Origin of the sequence: Nostoc sp. 'Peltigera membranacea cyanobiont' 232 (assembly GCF_002245985.1) — a bacterium.
In the GTDB taxonomy this organism is placed as follows: Bacteria; Cyanobacteriota; Cyanobacteriia; order Cyanobacteriales; family Nostocaceae; genus Nostoc.
Genome location: NZ_NOLK01000050.1, coordinates 17012 through 32500 on the forward strand (window position 1 = coordinate 17012; position 15489 = coordinate 32500).

Genomic DNA, 15489 nt, shown 5'->3' on the forward strand with positions numbered 1-15489 from the left:
TAGCCATAAACTAAAACTAAGGTCATCTACATCCCTTTGTCCCAATTCTCAAAGGAGGTGCAGAAGAATCCACTGTGCAACGAGCATTGCAAATTCTCCGCGCCGATGAGCAATTGAGTCAGTTAGAAACCGTCATGGCTTTTTTTGCTACCTTCGTATTAGACAGCGCTTTAGTTCAGCAAATTATGAGGTGGGATATGGCAGTGTTACACGAATCTCCTTGGTATCAACAAATTTTTAGAGAAGGCGAACAACGTGGAGAAGAACGAGGACGGCGAGAAGAGATCCTGTCAGGTATTGAACTAGCTTTAGAGATAAAATTTGGCACTGAGGGATTGCAAATAATGCCAGAAATCTCTCAAATTGCTGATTTAGATAGATTAAAGGCAATTCAGCAGGGAATTAAGAGTGTCAATACTCTAGATGAATTACAGCAAATCATTTGAAGTAATGGAACTTCCTTGAGTTTGGCAAATCGTGAGATGGAATATGTCAGTATTCGAGAAAACTTTCTTTTATCAAGAAAGTTTTAAATTACCCCAAATTAGCCAAACTCTGGGATGGCACAGATCCTAATTTTCAATTAGAAATTATAAATTGTTCATGCTCCCATGCCAGAATACCGCTTCAAACCCGCACGCCACAATAAGCGATTCGCACCCAAAAACACTAATAGCCAACCGAATATTGACCAAAATCCCCGCCCTATATCTACGGGTAGCCCTACCAAAAGACTTGCAGGAAAATTAATCAAATAGGGAAAAGGCGTAAACATCACTATTTTTTGCACAGGTTCTGGAAAAACTTCTAAAGGTGCTATCAAACCAGATAAAAATAGATAAAATAACAACCAAAAATTTTCTAAAGCAGTAGCCCGTTCTGTCCAAAAGGCGAACATGGCAAAGGTGTACTGAATCGTAAACCGCAAAGCAAAAGCTAGCACCACCGCCAATGTAAACAGCAAAAATCTACTCAAGCTTGGTATCCAAAAAGCTTGGGGATAAAGAATAAAAAATAATGCCACTAATAAAAAAGTAAACATTAGCCGAGCAAATCTTTCAGAAACATGTCCTGCAACATGATGCCATACTGGGTCGAGTGGTTGTAGTAACTTGGGCGAAAGCTTACCTTCCACAACCTCTTTTTCAAAATCCCAAATTACCCAAACAGTTGTTAATTGTCTAACTACAAAAACCGCTATAAAATAGCGGGCAAAATCCACAGGTGATAGCCCAAACTGCCCACCTTGTGCTGCCTGTATCCAGATACCCATGAGGATAATCGGCAAAGACCCAGCCAAAACCCATAAGATTAGTTCTGCTCGATACTCAACCATATAGGCGTAGTATACTGACAGCAAAGTTAGAGCTTTTCTAATCATTTTTTTCATTTATAGTGCATTCTCCTCTCGGCAACTCTATTCCTCGTAGCACTCACTACACAACACCTGCCTGAAAAACTCGTCCAATTACTTCTTCTACAGGCGGTTCAGCGACAGTTAAATCAATTACCTCCAAATCTGTCAAAATCTTTGATACTGTGCGGGTGAGCGCCTCTCTAGATACCATAAAATGCACCGATCGCCCTTCTAAGAGTTGCACATCCCCATAGGTCATAAGTTTTTCTATCGGCAGAGGCTGGGCTAACTCTATATGAACTTCCCGGTAAGGGGCAAAACGTTCTAGTAATCCATCTAAACTGCCGTCATACATCAGGCTTCCCTGGTGAATTAACAGCACGCGTTGACACAAAGCTGTGATATCAGCCATATAATGACTCGTCAACAGCACTGTAGCCTGATAACGCTGATTGTAGTCGCGCAAAAAATCGCGTACCGCTACCTGAGCATTTACATCTAGTCCCAGAGTCGGTTCATCTAGGAATAATACGTGGGGACGGTGCAAAAGTGCTGCTAGCAATTCTGCCTTCATTCGCTCACCCAAAGATAGCTTCCGTACTGGTTGGGTAAGTTTGCCTTCTAGGGAAAGCATCTCTGTTAATTCTCCTACCCGCCGTTGAAACTCTTTATCAGAGATGTTGTATACAGCAGCATTAATTTTCAAAGAATCCAGTGCTGGTAAATCCCAAATAAGCTGCTGCTTTTGCCCCATCACCAAGGTAATTTTTTGCAAAAATGCTTCTTTCCGATGAAACGGAATTTGTCCAGCTACTGTGACTTTACCGCTTGAAGGATGAATCAGTCCCGTAAGCATTTTTAGTGTGGTGGTTTTACCAGCACCATTTGGCCCCAAAAACCCCACTACTTCACCAGGAGCAATTTCAAAGGAAATATTCTCAACTGCTTTAATTGAGCGGTAGGTGCGGTGGAAAAGGTGGGTGATTGCACCTTTAATACCCGGACTTTTAACTGCCACTGGATAAGATTTACTCAGATTTTCAACAACGATGATTGACATATTTTTTATATTAGAACCACAGATGTATAGAAACACACGTAAATCATCGGTGTTTAACGCTATTTATCAAGCAGAATTCAGGAGTCAGTAGTCAGAATGGGCTAAACGCCCCGCTAACAGAATGAATTGAATTCTGACGGAAAAAATGGATAGCGAGTTTGAGTTCGTCTTGATTGTGACTTCTGGATTCTTCAACTATGGTTCTAATACCAATTCTGTAGACGATGCACCAACTATATGAGGAACGAACCGCATACCCCTTCGGGGAAGCAAGCTACGCGCAGCGTCTCGTAAGAGTTGGACACAAAGGACACAAAGAAAGAAAGAAGAAGCCAAGAAAATTTGGCGCAGCCTCATAAAGAAATGGTATTAAGTAGGAAAGCAGGGATTTTCGCCAGTGACATATCATGATTTCCTGTGGTGGGCATGACGCACAACACATAGACTTTACCGTAAACGTCCCGATCGCAGTGTACTGATAATTAACCACAAACCCAATAAACTAGCAACGGCAAAGAGGATGGTGCTTAAAAAAGATAGCTGGCTTGTCTGCGCTCTGGTGGAAATAATTGCTGCACCCATAATCAGCGAACCCACTAGTATACTAAAAGAGAGGCGATTCGCGGCATCGTCCATCGTGCGCCGCACGCCATCTAAACCCCGGAGCGATAGATTCCACTGTAAGGTTTCTGAGGTAACTCGGTCTAATAGCAGTTCTATTTGGCGAGGAGACTGGAGAGAGAGACTTTTTATATCTAAGGCTGTTCGTAATAGCGATCGCACTGGATTATCGCCCAATAATTGCCGACGAAACAAGTCTGTAATTAATGGTTTAACTTCATCGAAAAAATTAAGCTCTGGGTTGAATGTCCGCGCTACCCCTTCTAAATTCGCTAGGGTTTTGGCATATAAACCCATGTTGCTAGGTAATCTAATTTTATTGTTGCGGGCAACTTGTAAAACTTCATAGATTATCTGACTGAAGTTTATTTGCGTCAGGCTGACATTGTGATACTTTCGCAACATGCGATCGTAATCATTTTCTAACCGTGATAAAATTACTGGTTGAGCAGAATCTGATAGCTGTAAAGTTAACTGAGCGCACCTTTGAGCATCTAAATCAACGATCGCTAACAACATCTCTGTTAATATTTGCTGTGTGCGGGGATCGAGTCTTCCCACCATGCCACAGTCTAATAGGGCAACCCGCCCGTCTTTGAGATAAAACAAGTTTCCTGGATGGGGATCGGCGTGAAAAAAGCCATCAATATATAGTTGCTGAAAAAATACCCGAAATAACAAAGTAGTTATTTCTTTACGCTCTACAGCAGGATCTTTACCGTTATTGTTATTATCCAAATCTGCCGACAAGAACGGCACCCCATCCAGCCATTCCATCACTAGTAATTTTTCTGTGGTCAATTCCCAGTTAATTTCCGCAACCACTATTTGGGTGGGATCAAACCAGCGACTTTTTGATAAGTTACGCCGCAGTTGGTCTGTAAAACCTGCTTCCCGTGTAAAATCTAACTCGGCTTCTAAGGCTTTGGTAAATTCTTCGGCGATGGATTTGATTTCATAAGTTTGCCCAAATTCAGTCCGCGCCACTAAATCGGCAATCCCTTGAATTAAAGCAATATCTTGGGCAATAGTCAGATCGATTCCCGGACGTTGCACTTTCAGAGCGACTTCTCGACCATCTGCTAATGTAGCGCGATGAGTCTGGGCAATTGATCCCGCCGCTACGGGGATCGGGTTAACTACGCTGAAAGTTTCTGCTAGTGGACGTTTTAATTCTTTACGGAGGATTATTTCTATCTCTGACCAAGAGACTGGCGGTACTTCGTCTTGTAAGGTTGATAGTTCCTCAATGTAGGAGGCGCTGAGTAAATCTGGACGAGTAGAGAGTAGCTGACCAAGTTTAACGTAAACTGGCCCCAAATCTACCAGGATATTTTTTAAAACCGCAGGTGTCGGTAGCTGAGGTTCATCAGCTTTGCCACCAGTGAGCAACCTTCGCATATAGTCCCAGCCATTGCGAAGGAATACTTCCAGAATTTCTCGTTGACGGGGAACAGTTTGGGTGAGGAACATTTTTATAAATAACTGCAAAGACGCAGGGAGTTAAAGAGGTAAGCAGCAGGGGATGACAATACAACCGAAGTTGGCTCTAGCTTTGCTACTGGTTAAAGTTCTGCTAGCTGCGCCACAATCTTGGAATCTTTTTATGGATGATTGTAAGGCTTCGTGGAGTTTCTGTTCGCTCAACATTCGTTTAACGTAATTAGAGCAAGAATCCCCACCGTGTAATAAACGATGGGAGCAACTAAATCCTTTGGATGGAGAAATATATTTTTGATAAGCGTTAATAGACTCGATTGCCATTGTCTTGGCGAGAGGCTCAAAGCTAATAATGTCCATAACTGTCAGAAAAAATAACAGACAGTCAAGTTATAATAGGAAAATAGACTTTTTCGCCTCTGCCAAGGGTTTTAACTTTTATAGCAGGTCGGTAAATCGGGGATCGCTTTGGAGAATTTTAAGGATCTGCTTAATTTCCTGGGTACGTTCTTTATTGACAACGAGGGTGACATTGCGATCGCGCACAATCACCACGTCCTCTAAACCAATAGTAACAACTACATCCTCTGGATTGGAGGCATAAATAATCGCTCCCTGCGTATCTAGCCCTATGTGGGTAGCGAGTTCTACATTGGGATTCTCTTCTGTTTTGAGTAAGCGCTCGATCGCATTCCAATCTCCTAAATCATCCCAACCAAAATCAACTGGCAAAACGTATGCTAAAGTTGTCTTTTCCATTAGGGCATAGTCTATACTCTTCTTAGGCAACTGGGGATAAATATCAGCACCCTGTTGTTCTAAAGGTTCGATAATTTCTGGAGCATGGGTATGTAGTTCCTTGAGAACAACCCCTGCCCGAAAAACGAACATTCCACTATTCCAGCTAAAGCGCCCCGTAGATAAAAAAGTCTCTGCCGTTTCGCGGTTGGGCTTTTCAGTAAAGCGGTTGACGTGATAAGCTGGCAACTCATTAAAGCTACCTATCTTTTCACCTTGTTCAATGTAGCCGTAACCGGTTGATGGAAAAGTAGGCTTGATTCCCAGTGTAACGATCGCTGCTGTGCTTGCTGCCAGTTGCGTAGCCGCGCTTAATGTGTGTGCAAACGCTTCTTCGTCAGCAATCCAGTGGTCAGCAGGGAAAAAGCCAATCACAGCGTCTTCTCCATAGCGCCGTTTGATTTCTAAACTTGTCCAAGCAACGGCTGCGGCTGTGTCTCTGCCTTCCGACTCAATTAGTAAGTTTTCAACTGGTAGATCGGGTAATTGTTGTCTTACCCCTTCAGCTATCTGACTAGAAGTGATCACCCACAAGGAATCCCACCCCGTTCGGGTTCGCCAGTCGCCTGCGGAGGAGCCAGCGCGGTCTTGGGGGTTTCCCCCATGAGCGACTGGCGTTGGAAACCCTCCCGCAGCGCTGGACTCACCGCCACCGAGTTTTATCAATCGATCGGCGGTTGCTTGTAATAAACTTCTAGAGCTACCATCAAGACTTAAAAATTGCTTAGGTCGGTCTTTGCGGCTCAGGGGCCAAAAACGTTCACCTTTACCACCAGCTAGGATTACGGGGAACAATAAAGTATTCATGTTGTCATACACGCCTACCGAAGAACATTATAAGTTTACAGTGAGCCTTTCCACTGGCAATATCTGTAGCTTGGACTAACATACTTTTAGGGAGTGGTTGAGTGGGGAAATAATTGTGATAAAACAAGTCGAATGGTCGGAAAATCCGGTTACATCTCAGCAAGTAGTAGAATTTGAAACTGAGGTGCGATCGCAGCAAATTCAACGCACGGAAAATCAGGTAACGCCTGCACCAGTAGCCGACTCAGAGGAAGAGGAGGAGGATGTCGAACTAAACCAGCCAGCCAATCCGAACCGTAGCGTCGTCGAATCTGTGGGCGCGATTCCCAATCAGCTTTACGAGAGACTGGGCTTAACCATGCCTCGATGGCTGTTGTGGATCATGACCATTGTCATCGGCATCATCTTATCTGGGCTGCTAGTCTCGACATTAGCACTGTGGACTCCTTTGTGGAGCAACCTCGATCGAACAGATGAAGATTTAGGAAATACTCCAAAAGACGAGGTAAAAATACCGCTACCAGGAGAGTTGTGGAGCAAACTCTCTCAGTACCAGCTTTCACGACCCATGAATATTTTAATTATGGGAATTGAACCAGTTAACGGTACTGTTGATGGTTCACCAGAAAGCTTTGCTGGCAAAAGCGACTCCATGCTTATGGTACGCCTTAACCCTAGTGAAAAATCTGTACGGGTGCTTTCGATTCCCAAAGATACGATGATTGCCATCCCCGAAAAGGGAGAAAAGGGATTAACTAAGGTATCTGATGCCAATGCCAAAGGCGGCCCAGTCTTGGCAGCACGGGTAGTTAGCCGGACATTAAATAATGCTCCAATCGATCGCTACATCCGTATTTCTACTAGCGGCTTACGGCAGTTAGTCGATCAGTTAGGCGGGGTCGAGGTCTTTGTTCCCCAATCGATGGCATATAAAGACTCTAGCAGTCGGCTGTCGATTAATTTAGTTAGTGGATGGCAAACCCTCAACGGCGAACAAGCAGAACAGTTTGTGCGGTTCCGCGAACCAGGTTTGGGAGATTTGCCGAGAGTGCAGCGTCAGCAAGCACTAACAGCAGCCCTACTGCAACGCTTAAATAGTCCTACCATTTTACCCAGGTTGCCTCAATTAACTCGCTTGATGCGAAAATATTTTGATACCAACCTGAAGATGGAAGAAATGATGGCGTTGGTCAACTTTGGCCTCAACCTAGATCGAGATAATTTCCAAATGACGGTGCTGCCTGGTACCTTTAGCCGCTTTAGCAAAGACCCTGATAGCTATTGGCTAAATATGACTGGACAACAGAGCCTGTTGAATGATTATGTTGGGGTAAATGTACCTGGTCTGAAACCAGATATGCGTCAGGTTCCTAACCTCAAAATTGCTATTCAAAATGCCTCCAATCAACCTCAGCTAACTGAAAAAGTTATTGCTTATCTCAAACAGAAAGGCTTTACTAATATTTACAAAGTGCCTGATTGGCCAGATACCCAACGTCAAACTCAGATTATTGTCCAAAAAGGCAATCGGCGAGTTGGTGTTGATTTGCAAAAAGTCTTAGGCTTGGGTCAAATTGAGGTGTCAGCGATTGGTGATTTAGAATCTGACCTCACAATTCGGATTGGTAAAGATTGGAAATAGTCATTGGTCATTAGTCATTAGTCATTGATCGAATGACAAAGGACTAATGACAAAGGACTACTGAAAAATAATAAAGTTATGAAAAAGATTTTGCTGCGATTTTTGGGTTTGATTGTAATTTTGATACTAGCATTTTGCTGGATAATACTTAATCCTAAACCTGCTTTTGCTCAACTCAACACAATTAACTACAACAATATAAATTTAGAAAATCGTGACTTTTCTAATGCTGATTTGGCAGGTGTGACTTTTGTAGCAGCAGAAATGCGGGGGACGAATTTTCAAGGAGCGAATTTAACCAACGCAATTCTCACTAAAGGAGTTTTGTTAAAAGCAAATTTGGAAGGCGCGAATTTAAGCGGCGCTTTAGTCGATCGCGTCACTATGGATGGTGCTAACCTAAAAAATGCCATTTTTACAGAAGCCACTTTGACCCGCAGCCGTTTTTTCGATGCCGAAATTACAGGCGCTGATTTTACCGACGCTTTGATTGACCGTTATCAAGTGTCGCTAATGTGTGAAAGGGCGGATGGGGTAAATCCGGTTACGGCTGTGTCAACGCGAGATAGTTTAGGTTGTAAGTAAAGAAACTACGCGTTGAGCATAAAAATAGAGGCATTTTTGCGAAAAAATGGAAAATACAAATTCTTTATTAGGCTATGTATTATTAATTATCAATTTGATTTTTATTTGGGATTTTATCAGAGATAAAAATATAAAAATTCATGAGCAAAGCCAAAACAAACTTAACTTTACTATTCAGCCCAAGTTGCCTTGGTTTATGGGGTTCATTATTGGACAAATAGGGATAATTTCCTTATATGTTGTTTTTTTGATTATACCTATCACCCAACTTGATTGCGCTCGTGTTCTGCAAAATCTACCAGCTTCAGGTATTGAAAACAGTTCATCAACAATTATATGTCAACTGATAGAATTTGATTTATTTGGTCATCAAAAAAGCCAAAAACAAATTTCTGGATTAATTGGAACTCATCCACAAAAACAAACTGAGACCGATCCAGATGAAAAATTCGTATATAAATATACAGTTAAGTTATTAACTAATGCAAAGAGTATTCCTTTTACAAAAGTTGCGTATCCGAACTAAAGTAGTAACAGTAGTGGTTAAATACTAATGAGTACAGAACAAGATTTATTAACCAAGTGGCATTCCCTTCCACAAGACAAACAAGAGGAAGTTTTAGATTTTGTCGAATTTCTTCACTTGAAAAATTCTGCCAAGAAAACTCCCTTGGGAGAACGTTTGCGGCAAATTCGTGCTATAATTGTCGCCTCCGGTAAACAGTTATTAGATGAAGACGAAATAGAAAAAGAACTCGCTAGTCGGAGAGGTGGGCTACAGAGTAAAGAATAATAATTCTCAAAGGCCAGTCGCCTCTAATTACTGCTAGGAATTTCAATTAAAAACTCTGTTCCTTCTCCAGGTTTAGATGAGCATTTAATTTGTCCATGATGTTTTTCAACTACTATTTGATAACTAATAGATAATCCTAAGCCCGTACCTTTACCTGGTGCTTTGGTAGTGAAAAAGGGATCAAACATGTGCGATCGCACTTCTTCTGGAATCCCTAGACCATTATCAGCTATTCTAATTACAACCTGGTTATTAGTGGCTTGCGTACTAATCCAGATACTCAAAGGTATTATAGGACACCTTTGGGATAACTTCAAATACCTTTGCTGTATAGTTTTAAATTTTTCCTCTAATGCATCAATACTATTACTAAGAAGATTCATAAACACTTGATTTAATTGCGCGGGATAGCATTCGAGCAAAGGGAAAATAGCATATTCTTTAATAATCTCAATAGCTGGGCGTTCATGATTATTTTTGAGCCGATGCCCTAAAATCAGCAAAGTACTATCCAATCCTTCATGAATATCTACTGCCTTCAATCCAGCCTCATCTGTACGAGAAAAGTTTCGCAGTGATAGCACAATATCACAAATTCGCTCTGTTCCTACTTTCATTGATTCAAGAGTTTGGGGTAAATCTTCGATGATAAAGTCCAAATCAGCCTTGTCAATTTGAGCTTGGACAGATGGTAACAGGGAGGAATTTTGACGGTAAAGTTTCACTGCATTCAGCAGTTCTTCAGTATATTTATTTAAATGTATTAGATTGCCAAAAATAAAACTCACAGGATTGTTGATTTCATGAGCGACTCCAGCAAGTAGTTGTCCTAAACCTGCCATTTTTTCACCCTGAATTAACCTAGTCTGAGTTTGTTTTAATTCTTGCAGAGCTTGAGTCAGTTCTGATGTTTGACGTTTGGTTTGTTCGAGTAATTCCGCTTGCTGAATCGCAATTCCAAATTGTACAGCTACTTGAGCTAGTAAATTGATTTCTTCCTCCTTCCAATAACGCGGTTGCGAATTTTGATAAGCAACCAATAATCCCCATAATTTTTCACCTTGTCGAATGGGAACAAAAGTTTCGTTGCGCGGAAGTTCGTTATCATCTTCTGTGTCCTCAAAAGTTTCCATAATCATTAGTTGCTCTTGTAGGACAGGTTTCCAACCATCTTTGAAGGAATCTGCCACAAATTTACCGCTCCAATCTGCGTTGAAGCGGTAGATTGCAACTCTCTCAACTTCGAGCAATTCTCGCACAGCTTGAGTAGTGGTTCTAAAAATAGTTTTAATATCGAGTGACTGGCGAATTTTATCAATGGTTGCAGCTAGCAATTCTTGCCGTTCCATTGCTTTTTCGCGTTCGGTGGCTTCTGCTAACTGGATAACCTGCATTTGAACTTGCTTTAAATAAGAATCCTGTTTTAATGCGACTCCCAATTGCTCGGCTATTTGACTGGTAAATTCAATTTCAGAAGGTTGCCAATAACGAGGAGCGGTACATTGGTGAATACACAGCAATCCCCAAAGTTCACCTTTTTTTAATAGAGGTGCGACCATATTTGCCCGCACCTGAAATTTTTCTAGGATTTGGACGTAGCAACTTGGAAACTTGGCTTGATAAATATCAGCGATCGCATTGACTCGACCTTGAGCGTAGAGGGGTGCAAAGTTTTCACCGAAGCAATAATCATAAACTTTTTCTGCTATTACCGAGTTACACTCAGGAACAAAATCCTCAGAAATAAATTCTCCCTCCCAATCTTTTTGAGGGTCAAAACGAAAGACTGCCACTCTATCGGCTTGCAGCATTTTCCGCGCCTCGGTAACAGTTGTTTGGAAGATTGTATCTAAATCTAGGGACTCCCGAATTCGAGTAATCACGCTAGTTAATGTCTTTTGTTGCTCTGCTTGGTACTGAGCGTATGTCAGCAACTTATGGTGTCGCACTGCCACACCAATTTGTGTACCAATTTTGGTCAGTGATTCCACTTCATAAGATTGCCACTGTCTGGGTGAGACATTTTGGTAGGCAGCAATGACTCCCCAAAGTTGATCTCCCTGGAGGATAGGGGCAGTTGCAAAGGCTTTTGCCTGAAATTGCTCTAACAGGGTTACATGACAGTCTGTTAATCCGGCTTGGTAAATGTCATTAACTGTAAATGTCTCATTGTTAACGTAACGTCCGCCTTGCGTCTGTTGTAAATAAGTATCAAAAATCATCGGCTGAACGCCAACTAGGGGAGTCCAGCCTTCCGCAAATGATTCAGCAACAAAGTTACCACTCCAATCTGGATTGAAGCTAAATATGGCAACTCGGTCAGCTTGCAGCAGCTTGCGTATTTCTTGAGTTGTGGTTTTAAAGATGGTTTCAATATCAAGGGGTGAGCGAATTTTATCGACAATCCGAGCGATTACTTGGTCGCGCTGAACCGCTTGAGCCAATTTTGCAGCTTGCAATTGGACTTGATTGAGATGCTTCGCTTGTTGAATCGCAACGGCAAGATGGTCAGCAATTTGACAAATAAACTCAATTTCCGATTCTTTCCAGTCACGAGTTTCACTGCATTGATGAATGCAAAGCAGTCCCCACAGTTCCTTCTGGGGCGATAAAGGGACAACAAGATTAGCTAGTACCTGAAATTTACTCAAAATTGCCACGTAACACTCACTCAGTCCCGCCTTGTAAATATCTCCTACTGCTTGTACTTGTCCTTCTTGATAACTAGAAGCAAATTCTTCTCCAAAACAGCGATCGTAAACCTTTACTTCTAATGCCGAATTCCAACCAGGCGCAACATCTTCATAAACAAATTCTCCTTTCCAATCTTTCTCTAAGTCAAACTGGAAAACTGCTACACGATCGGCATTTAGGAACTGACGTACTTGTGTAACGGTAGTTTGAAAAATTCTTTCTAAATCAAGAGACTCCCGAATTCGCACAATTACACTCGCCAGAGCCTTTTGTTGCTCTAGTTGCTCTTGAAGTTGAACGCTTGACAATAGAAGTTGATCTTCTGTGAAATTTGAATTTGGTTCCATTGCGCTGGATTATGTCGTTTTTATACAAGAGTTCTTCATACCAAACTTCATGAGTCCAAAATATGACAAACTGCAAATTTTGACAGCGTTCAACTATTTCCCAGAAGATGGTTATTTTTATAGTTCCCCTTTCTCGATCTATTTTCTTTAATGGGTTAAAAATAATTTTGAATTGTATACAAAAGAAGACATGAATAATTCAAGGTTTGTAGTAAACGGCTCTAGCCCTTACTAAGAGACGATTTAATTAACTTCACATTGCGATCGCAGTAATTTTGCTTTGCTCCCCGCAGGCATCGCCCTTAAAATAATTGCCATCAGACTATAAACTAATGACTGATTTGCCAAAATTTACCTGACAGACTGCGGGATTTGAGGTTAAATGTTTTAAAGTATGCACTCTGCAAGAGTTGTCGGGTATTATTCGTGACACAACAAGACCAAAAACCCTCTCGTTCTTTCGCTGGAATTGCTGGCATTGTTGCCGCAGCCACATTAATTAGTAAAGTCTTCGGTTTAGTGCGGCAGCAAGCGATCGCTGCGGCTTTTGGTGTTGGTGCTGCTGCTACCGCCTATAGCTACGCCTATATTATCCCTGGCTTTCTATTGATATTACTTGGTGGTGTCAATGGGCCATTACACAGTGCAGTTGTCAGCGTTTTAGCCAAGCGGCGGCGAGAAGAAGCGGCTCCCCTAGTGGAAACCGTGACAACACTGGTGGCTGGAGTACTGTTGCTGGTGACAGTGGCTCAAGTTTTATTTGCGGATGCGATCGTCGATCTAGTCGGTCATGGTTTGGAAGAGACAACCAGAGCGATCGCCATTCAACAACTCCGCATTATGGCACCGATGGCTTTATTTGCCGGTTTAATTGGCATTGGCTTCGGTACTCTCAATACCGCCAATCAATATTGGCTACTCTCCATTAGTCCTTTATTATCCAGTATTACTGTTGTTGGCGGTCTTGGTATCCTGGCGATGCAACTAGGTAAGGATATTATTAAGCCGGAATACGCTTTAATCGGTGGAATGGTCTTAGCTTGGGGAACCTTGGCAGGAGCAATTCTCCAGTGGTTAGTGCAGCTAATTGTTCAGTGGCGGTTAGGATTAGGCACATTACGCCTGCGGTTTGATTTTAAATCTCCAGGCGTTCAAGAAGTGATTAAAATCATGACTCCGGCAACAGTTTCTTCGGGAATGATGCCAATTAATGTTGCCACTGACCTTTATTTTGCTAGTCCTATTCCTGGTGCTGCGGCAGGATTTAACTATGCCAATCTATTAGTCCAAACTCCCTTGGGGATTATTTCTAATATCATTTTACTGCCCCTGTTACCGATATTTGCCAGACTTGCCGGCCCCGAAAATTGGCCAGATTTAAAATTACGCATTCGTCAAGGATTGCTACTCACTGCCTTCACCATGCTACCGCTTGGGGCGTTGATGGTGGCATTATCAGTACCTATTGTGCAGGTGGTATATGAACGCGGTGCTTTCAAGCCGGAAGCCACACAGCTAGTTTCATCCTTGCTAGTCGCTTACGGAATTGGGATGTTCGTCTATTTGGGACGTGATGTTTTGGTGCGGGTATTCTACGCTTTAGGCGATGGACAGACACCTTTTCGGATCAGTGTTTTTAACATTTTGCTCAATATCTTATTAGATTGGTTTTTCGTTAAACCTTTTGGCGCTCCCGGTTTGGTATTGGCAACAGTGGGTGTAAACTGTAGCTCAATGTTGATGCTGTTGTGGTTACTCGATCGCAAACTCAATGGTTTACCTTGGCGTGAGTGGGGTTTGCCGATTTTGGGTTTGGCTGCTGGTAGCGTGGTAGCTGGGGTAGCCAGCTATGGGACATTGGTTGGTTCTCAACAATTGCTAGGTAAAACGGGTTTACTGATTCTGGTGTTGCAATTGTGCGTATCTGGCTTTGTAGGGATTGCGGTATTTGCTGCGATCGCTTCCTGGCTGAAAATACCAGAGGTGAATATTTTTATATCTCGTCTACGTCAGCGTTTTTTGAAGAAGTAACTAACCAAGTGGGTGAGAAATAATTCAGCCACTTGGGTGAACCAGATGTGCGAGGTTACATTTTGTAAAAAAAGAGATTCTAGTACTAGAGAACATTGATTTTACTTAACTCTAGTGAGAAGAATTCTATGAAACTTACAAAATTAGCTGCCTCTGCACTTGCTGTTGCTTCCATTGTCCTCTCAGCAGGAATTGCTTCTGCTCAAACAGCCGGTACAAACGGTAATTACATTGGTGCTGGTGTTGCAGTTGGTGCAACCAGTGGCGGACAAGGAAACGATGAATCACAAATTGGTGGCAATATCCAAGGACGATACGCCGTTCCGAAGACACCTGTTTCACTGCGCGGTTCTGTGCTGTATGGTGGTGATGCTGCTGCAATCATGCCGCTCGTGACTTATGATGCGGCGATCGCCAAAAATACTAACGTTTACTTCGGTGGTGGTTATTCTTTTGTAACTGACGAAGGTCAAAAAACCCCACTGGGCAATCAGAATTCACCTGTAGTCACCCTTGGTATTGAATCAGAAGTTAGCAACAATGTCATTGCTTATGGTGATACTAAATGGGGTATTGATGCCTACAGAAATAGTGATGCTGATGCTGTCAGCTTCCAAGCTGGATTAGGCTATCGGTTCTAGTTATTACGAGCTAGGAAACAGCTTATTCGCAAGCTAAAGTAATGATGTTTACCAGCCGTAATAGTAATTCGTTCTGTCATATTTGAGCATCCATACTCAGATATGACACATTTTTTAATCATTTTTATTTATGATTATGATAACCAATTATATTTGGCTATTATCAATAGTTTCTCTTAAAGTTAAATGACCAATTTTAAATATGCATAAAAGATATTACTCATGGAAAAGATTAATCCCATTCCAGAAATACTGGGTGAAACAACTGATGTAGAATCTTGGCTAATTCGGGCTGGGCTAAGATTTTCAGACTTAGGTAACGATGCCGCCAGTCTTGCAATCCGTAAGCAATGGCGAGAATATCAAGCCGCAGTTCAAAGATGCTGTGCAGTGTTACACCAGCCACCGTCATGTGTTCAACTAAGTGGCGACTATGCCAACCTGAGAATACCTGGTGGTGCATCAACCATAAAACTTACTCATTGATAGAAAAGAATAAATATAAATGTTTTGAAAAACTACATCTATCGTAGGGGTAATATCCTGCGAGAAGTTGGTTTGCGTTTACATAAATTGCCCTTACCACACAGGTCTATTTCACATTAAAGAATGATTAATAAGAAACTGAGACGACGGATTTACCTTGATACACAACATAAATAGATCCCCGATC

At 42.1% G+C, this 15489-nt stretch carries 13 protein-coding genes and 1 pseudogene; 8 read left to right on the top strand and 6 right to left on the bottom strand.

What is annotated here, in order from left to right; translation table 11 throughout:
* Positions 1–26: 26 nt before the first annotated feature.
* Positions 27–446, top strand: a pseudogene (locus CDG79_RS18105) (transposase); the annotation flags it as partial.
* 155 nt (positions 447–601) lie between these two features.
* Here the strand turns inward: CDG79_RS18105 and CDG79_RS18110 are convergent.
* From CDG79_RS18110 to CDG79_RS18130, 5 genes are all read right to left on the bottom strand, one after another.
* Positions 602–1390 carry an ABC transporter permease gene (locus CDG79_RS18110; RefSeq protein WP_094343367.1) on the bottom strand — a complete coding sequence of 263 codons (789 nt, stop codon included), beginning with the start codon at positions 1388–1390 and terminating at the stop codon, positions 602–604.
* A gap of 46 nt (positions 1391–1436) precedes the next feature.
* Positions 1437–2417: an ABC transporter ATP-binding protein gene (locus CDG79_RS18115; protein ID WP_094343368.1), complete on the bottom strand. Its 981-nt coding sequence runs from the start codon at positions 2415–2417 to the stop codon at positions 1437–1439.
* A 447-nt stretch (positions 2418–2864) separates the two neighbouring features.
* Complete coding sequence (locus CDG79_RS18120) at positions 2865–4511, bottom strand: ABC1 kinase family protein (RefSeq protein ID WP_094343369.1); 1647 nt, start codon at positions 4509–4511, stop codon at positions 2865–2867.
* A 30-nt stretch (positions 4512–4541) separates the two neighbouring features.
* Positions 4542–4838 (bottom strand): membrane protein insertion efficiency factor YidD, encoded by a 297-nt coding sequence (gene yidD, locus CDG79_RS18125; RefSeq protein WP_094343370.1) that lies wholly within the window; start codon positions 4836–4838, stop codon positions 4542–4544.
* Positions 4839–4916: 78 nt separating this feature from the next.
* A complete protein-coding gene (locus CDG79_RS18130) occupies positions 4917–6083 on the bottom strand; it encodes a mannose-1-phosphate guanylyltransferase (protein ID WP_143855509.1) in 1167 nt (388 codons plus the stop codon).
* Between the two features lie 115 nt (positions 6084–6198).
* Between CDG79_RS18130 and CDG79_RS18140 the strand changes: the two genes are divergently transcribed.
* The 4 genes from CDG79_RS18140 (at position 6199) to CDG79_RS18155 (ending at position 9103) form a co-directional block, all read left to right on the top strand.
* On the top strand, positions 6199–7725 hold the full coding sequence (locus CDG79_RS18140; protein ID WP_094343371.1) for an LCP family protein: 1527 nt from the start codon (positions 6199–6201) through the stop codon (positions 7723–7725).
* A gap of 78 nt (positions 7726–7803) precedes the next feature.
* Positions 7804–8310 carry a pentapeptide repeat-containing protein gene (locus CDG79_RS18145; RefSeq protein WP_094343372.1) on the top strand — a complete coding sequence of 169 codons (507 nt, stop codon included), beginning with the start codon at positions 7804–7806 and terminating at the stop codon, positions 8308–8310.
* Positions 8311–8356: 46 nt separating this feature from the next.
* A complete protein-coding gene (locus tag CDG79_RS18150) occupies positions 8357–8836 on the top strand; it encodes a hypothetical protein (RefSeq protein WP_094343373.1) in 480 nt (159 codons plus the stop codon).
* Positions 8837–8863: 27 nt separating this feature from the next.
* Positions 8864–9103 carry a DUF2281 domain-containing protein gene (locus tag CDG79_RS18155; RefSeq protein ID WP_094343374.1) on the top strand — a complete coding sequence of 80 codons (240 nt, stop codon included), beginning with the start codon at positions 8864–8866 and terminating at the stop codon, positions 9101–9103.
* 23 nt (positions 9104–9126) lie between these two features.
* Here the strand turns inward: CDG79_RS18155 and CDG79_RS18160 are convergent, their stop codons facing one another.
* A complete protein-coding gene (locus CDG79_RS18160; protein WP_094343375.1) occupies positions 9127–12144 on the bottom strand; it encodes a GAF domain-containing protein in 3018 nt (1005 codons plus the stop codon).
* A 426-nt stretch (positions 12145–12570) separates the two neighbouring features.
* Between CDG79_RS18160 and murJ the strand changes: the two genes are divergently transcribed.
* From murJ to CDG79_RS18175, 3 genes are all read left to right on the top strand, one after another.
* Positions 12571–14175 carry a murein biosynthesis integral membrane protein MurJ gene (gene murJ, locus CDG79_RS18165; RefSeq protein WP_094343376.1) on the top strand — a complete coding sequence of 535 codons (1605 nt, stop codon included), beginning with the start codon at positions 12571–12573 and terminating at the stop codon, positions 14173–14175.
* A 128-nt stretch (positions 14176–14303) separates the two neighbouring features.
* On the top strand, positions 14304–14816 hold the full coding sequence (locus CDG79_RS18170) for an outer membrane beta-barrel protein (protein ID WP_094343377.1): 513 nt from the start codon (positions 14304–14306) through the stop codon (positions 14814–14816).
* A 222-nt stretch (positions 14817–15038) separates the two neighbouring features.
* Positions 15039–15302: a hypothetical protein gene (locus CDG79_RS18175; protein WP_094343378.1), complete on the top strand. Its 264-nt coding sequence runs from the start codon at positions 15039–15041 to the stop codon at positions 15300–15302.
* Positions 15303–15489 lie beyond the last annotated feature (187 nt).

Bases quoted from the DNA above. Each gene is read 5' to 3' on its own strand.
- CDG79_RS18110 (WP_094343367.1), bottom strand. From the start codon at position 1,390: ATGAAAAAAATGATTAGAAAAGCTCTAACTTTGCTGTCAGTATACTAC.
- CDG79_RS18115 (WP_094343368.1), bottom strand. From the start codon at position 2,417: ATGTCAATCATCGTTGTTGAAAATCTGAGTAAATCTTATCCAGTGGCA.
- CDG79_RS18120 (WP_094343369.1), bottom strand. From the start codon at position 4,511: ATGTTCCTCACCCAAACTGTTCCCCGTCAACGAGAAATTCTGGAAGTA.
- yidD (WP_094343370.1), bottom strand. From the start codon at position 4,838: ATGGACATTATTAGCTTTGAGCCTCTCGCCAAGACAATGGCAATCGAG.
- CDG79_RS18130 (WP_143855509.1), bottom strand. From the start codon at position 6,083: ATGAATACTTTATTGTTCCCCGTAATCCTAGCTGGTGGTAAAGGTGAA.
- CDG79_RS18145 (WP_094343372.1), top strand. From the start codon at position 7,804: ATGAAAAAGATTTTGCTGCGATTTTTGGGTTTGATTGTAATTTTGATA.
- CDG79_RS18150 (WP_094343373.1), top strand. From the start codon at position 8,357: ATGGAAAATACAAATTCTTTATTAGGCTATGTATTATTAATTATCAAT.
- CDG79_RS18155 (WP_094343374.1), top strand. From the start codon at position 8,864: ATGAGTACAGAACAAGATTTATTAACCAAGTGGCATTCCCTTCCACAA.
- CDG79_RS18160 (WP_094343375.1), bottom strand. From the start codon at position 12,144: ATGGAACCAAATTCAAATTTCACAGAAGATCAACTTCTATTGTCAAGC.
- CDG79_RS18170 (WP_094343377.1), top strand. From the start codon at position 14,304: ATGAAACTTACAAAATTAGCTGCCTCTGCACTTGCTGTTGCTTCCATT.
- CDG79_RS18175 (WP_094343378.1), top strand. From the start codon at position 15,039: ATGGAAAAGATTAATCCCATTCCAGAAATACTGGGTGAAACAACTGAT.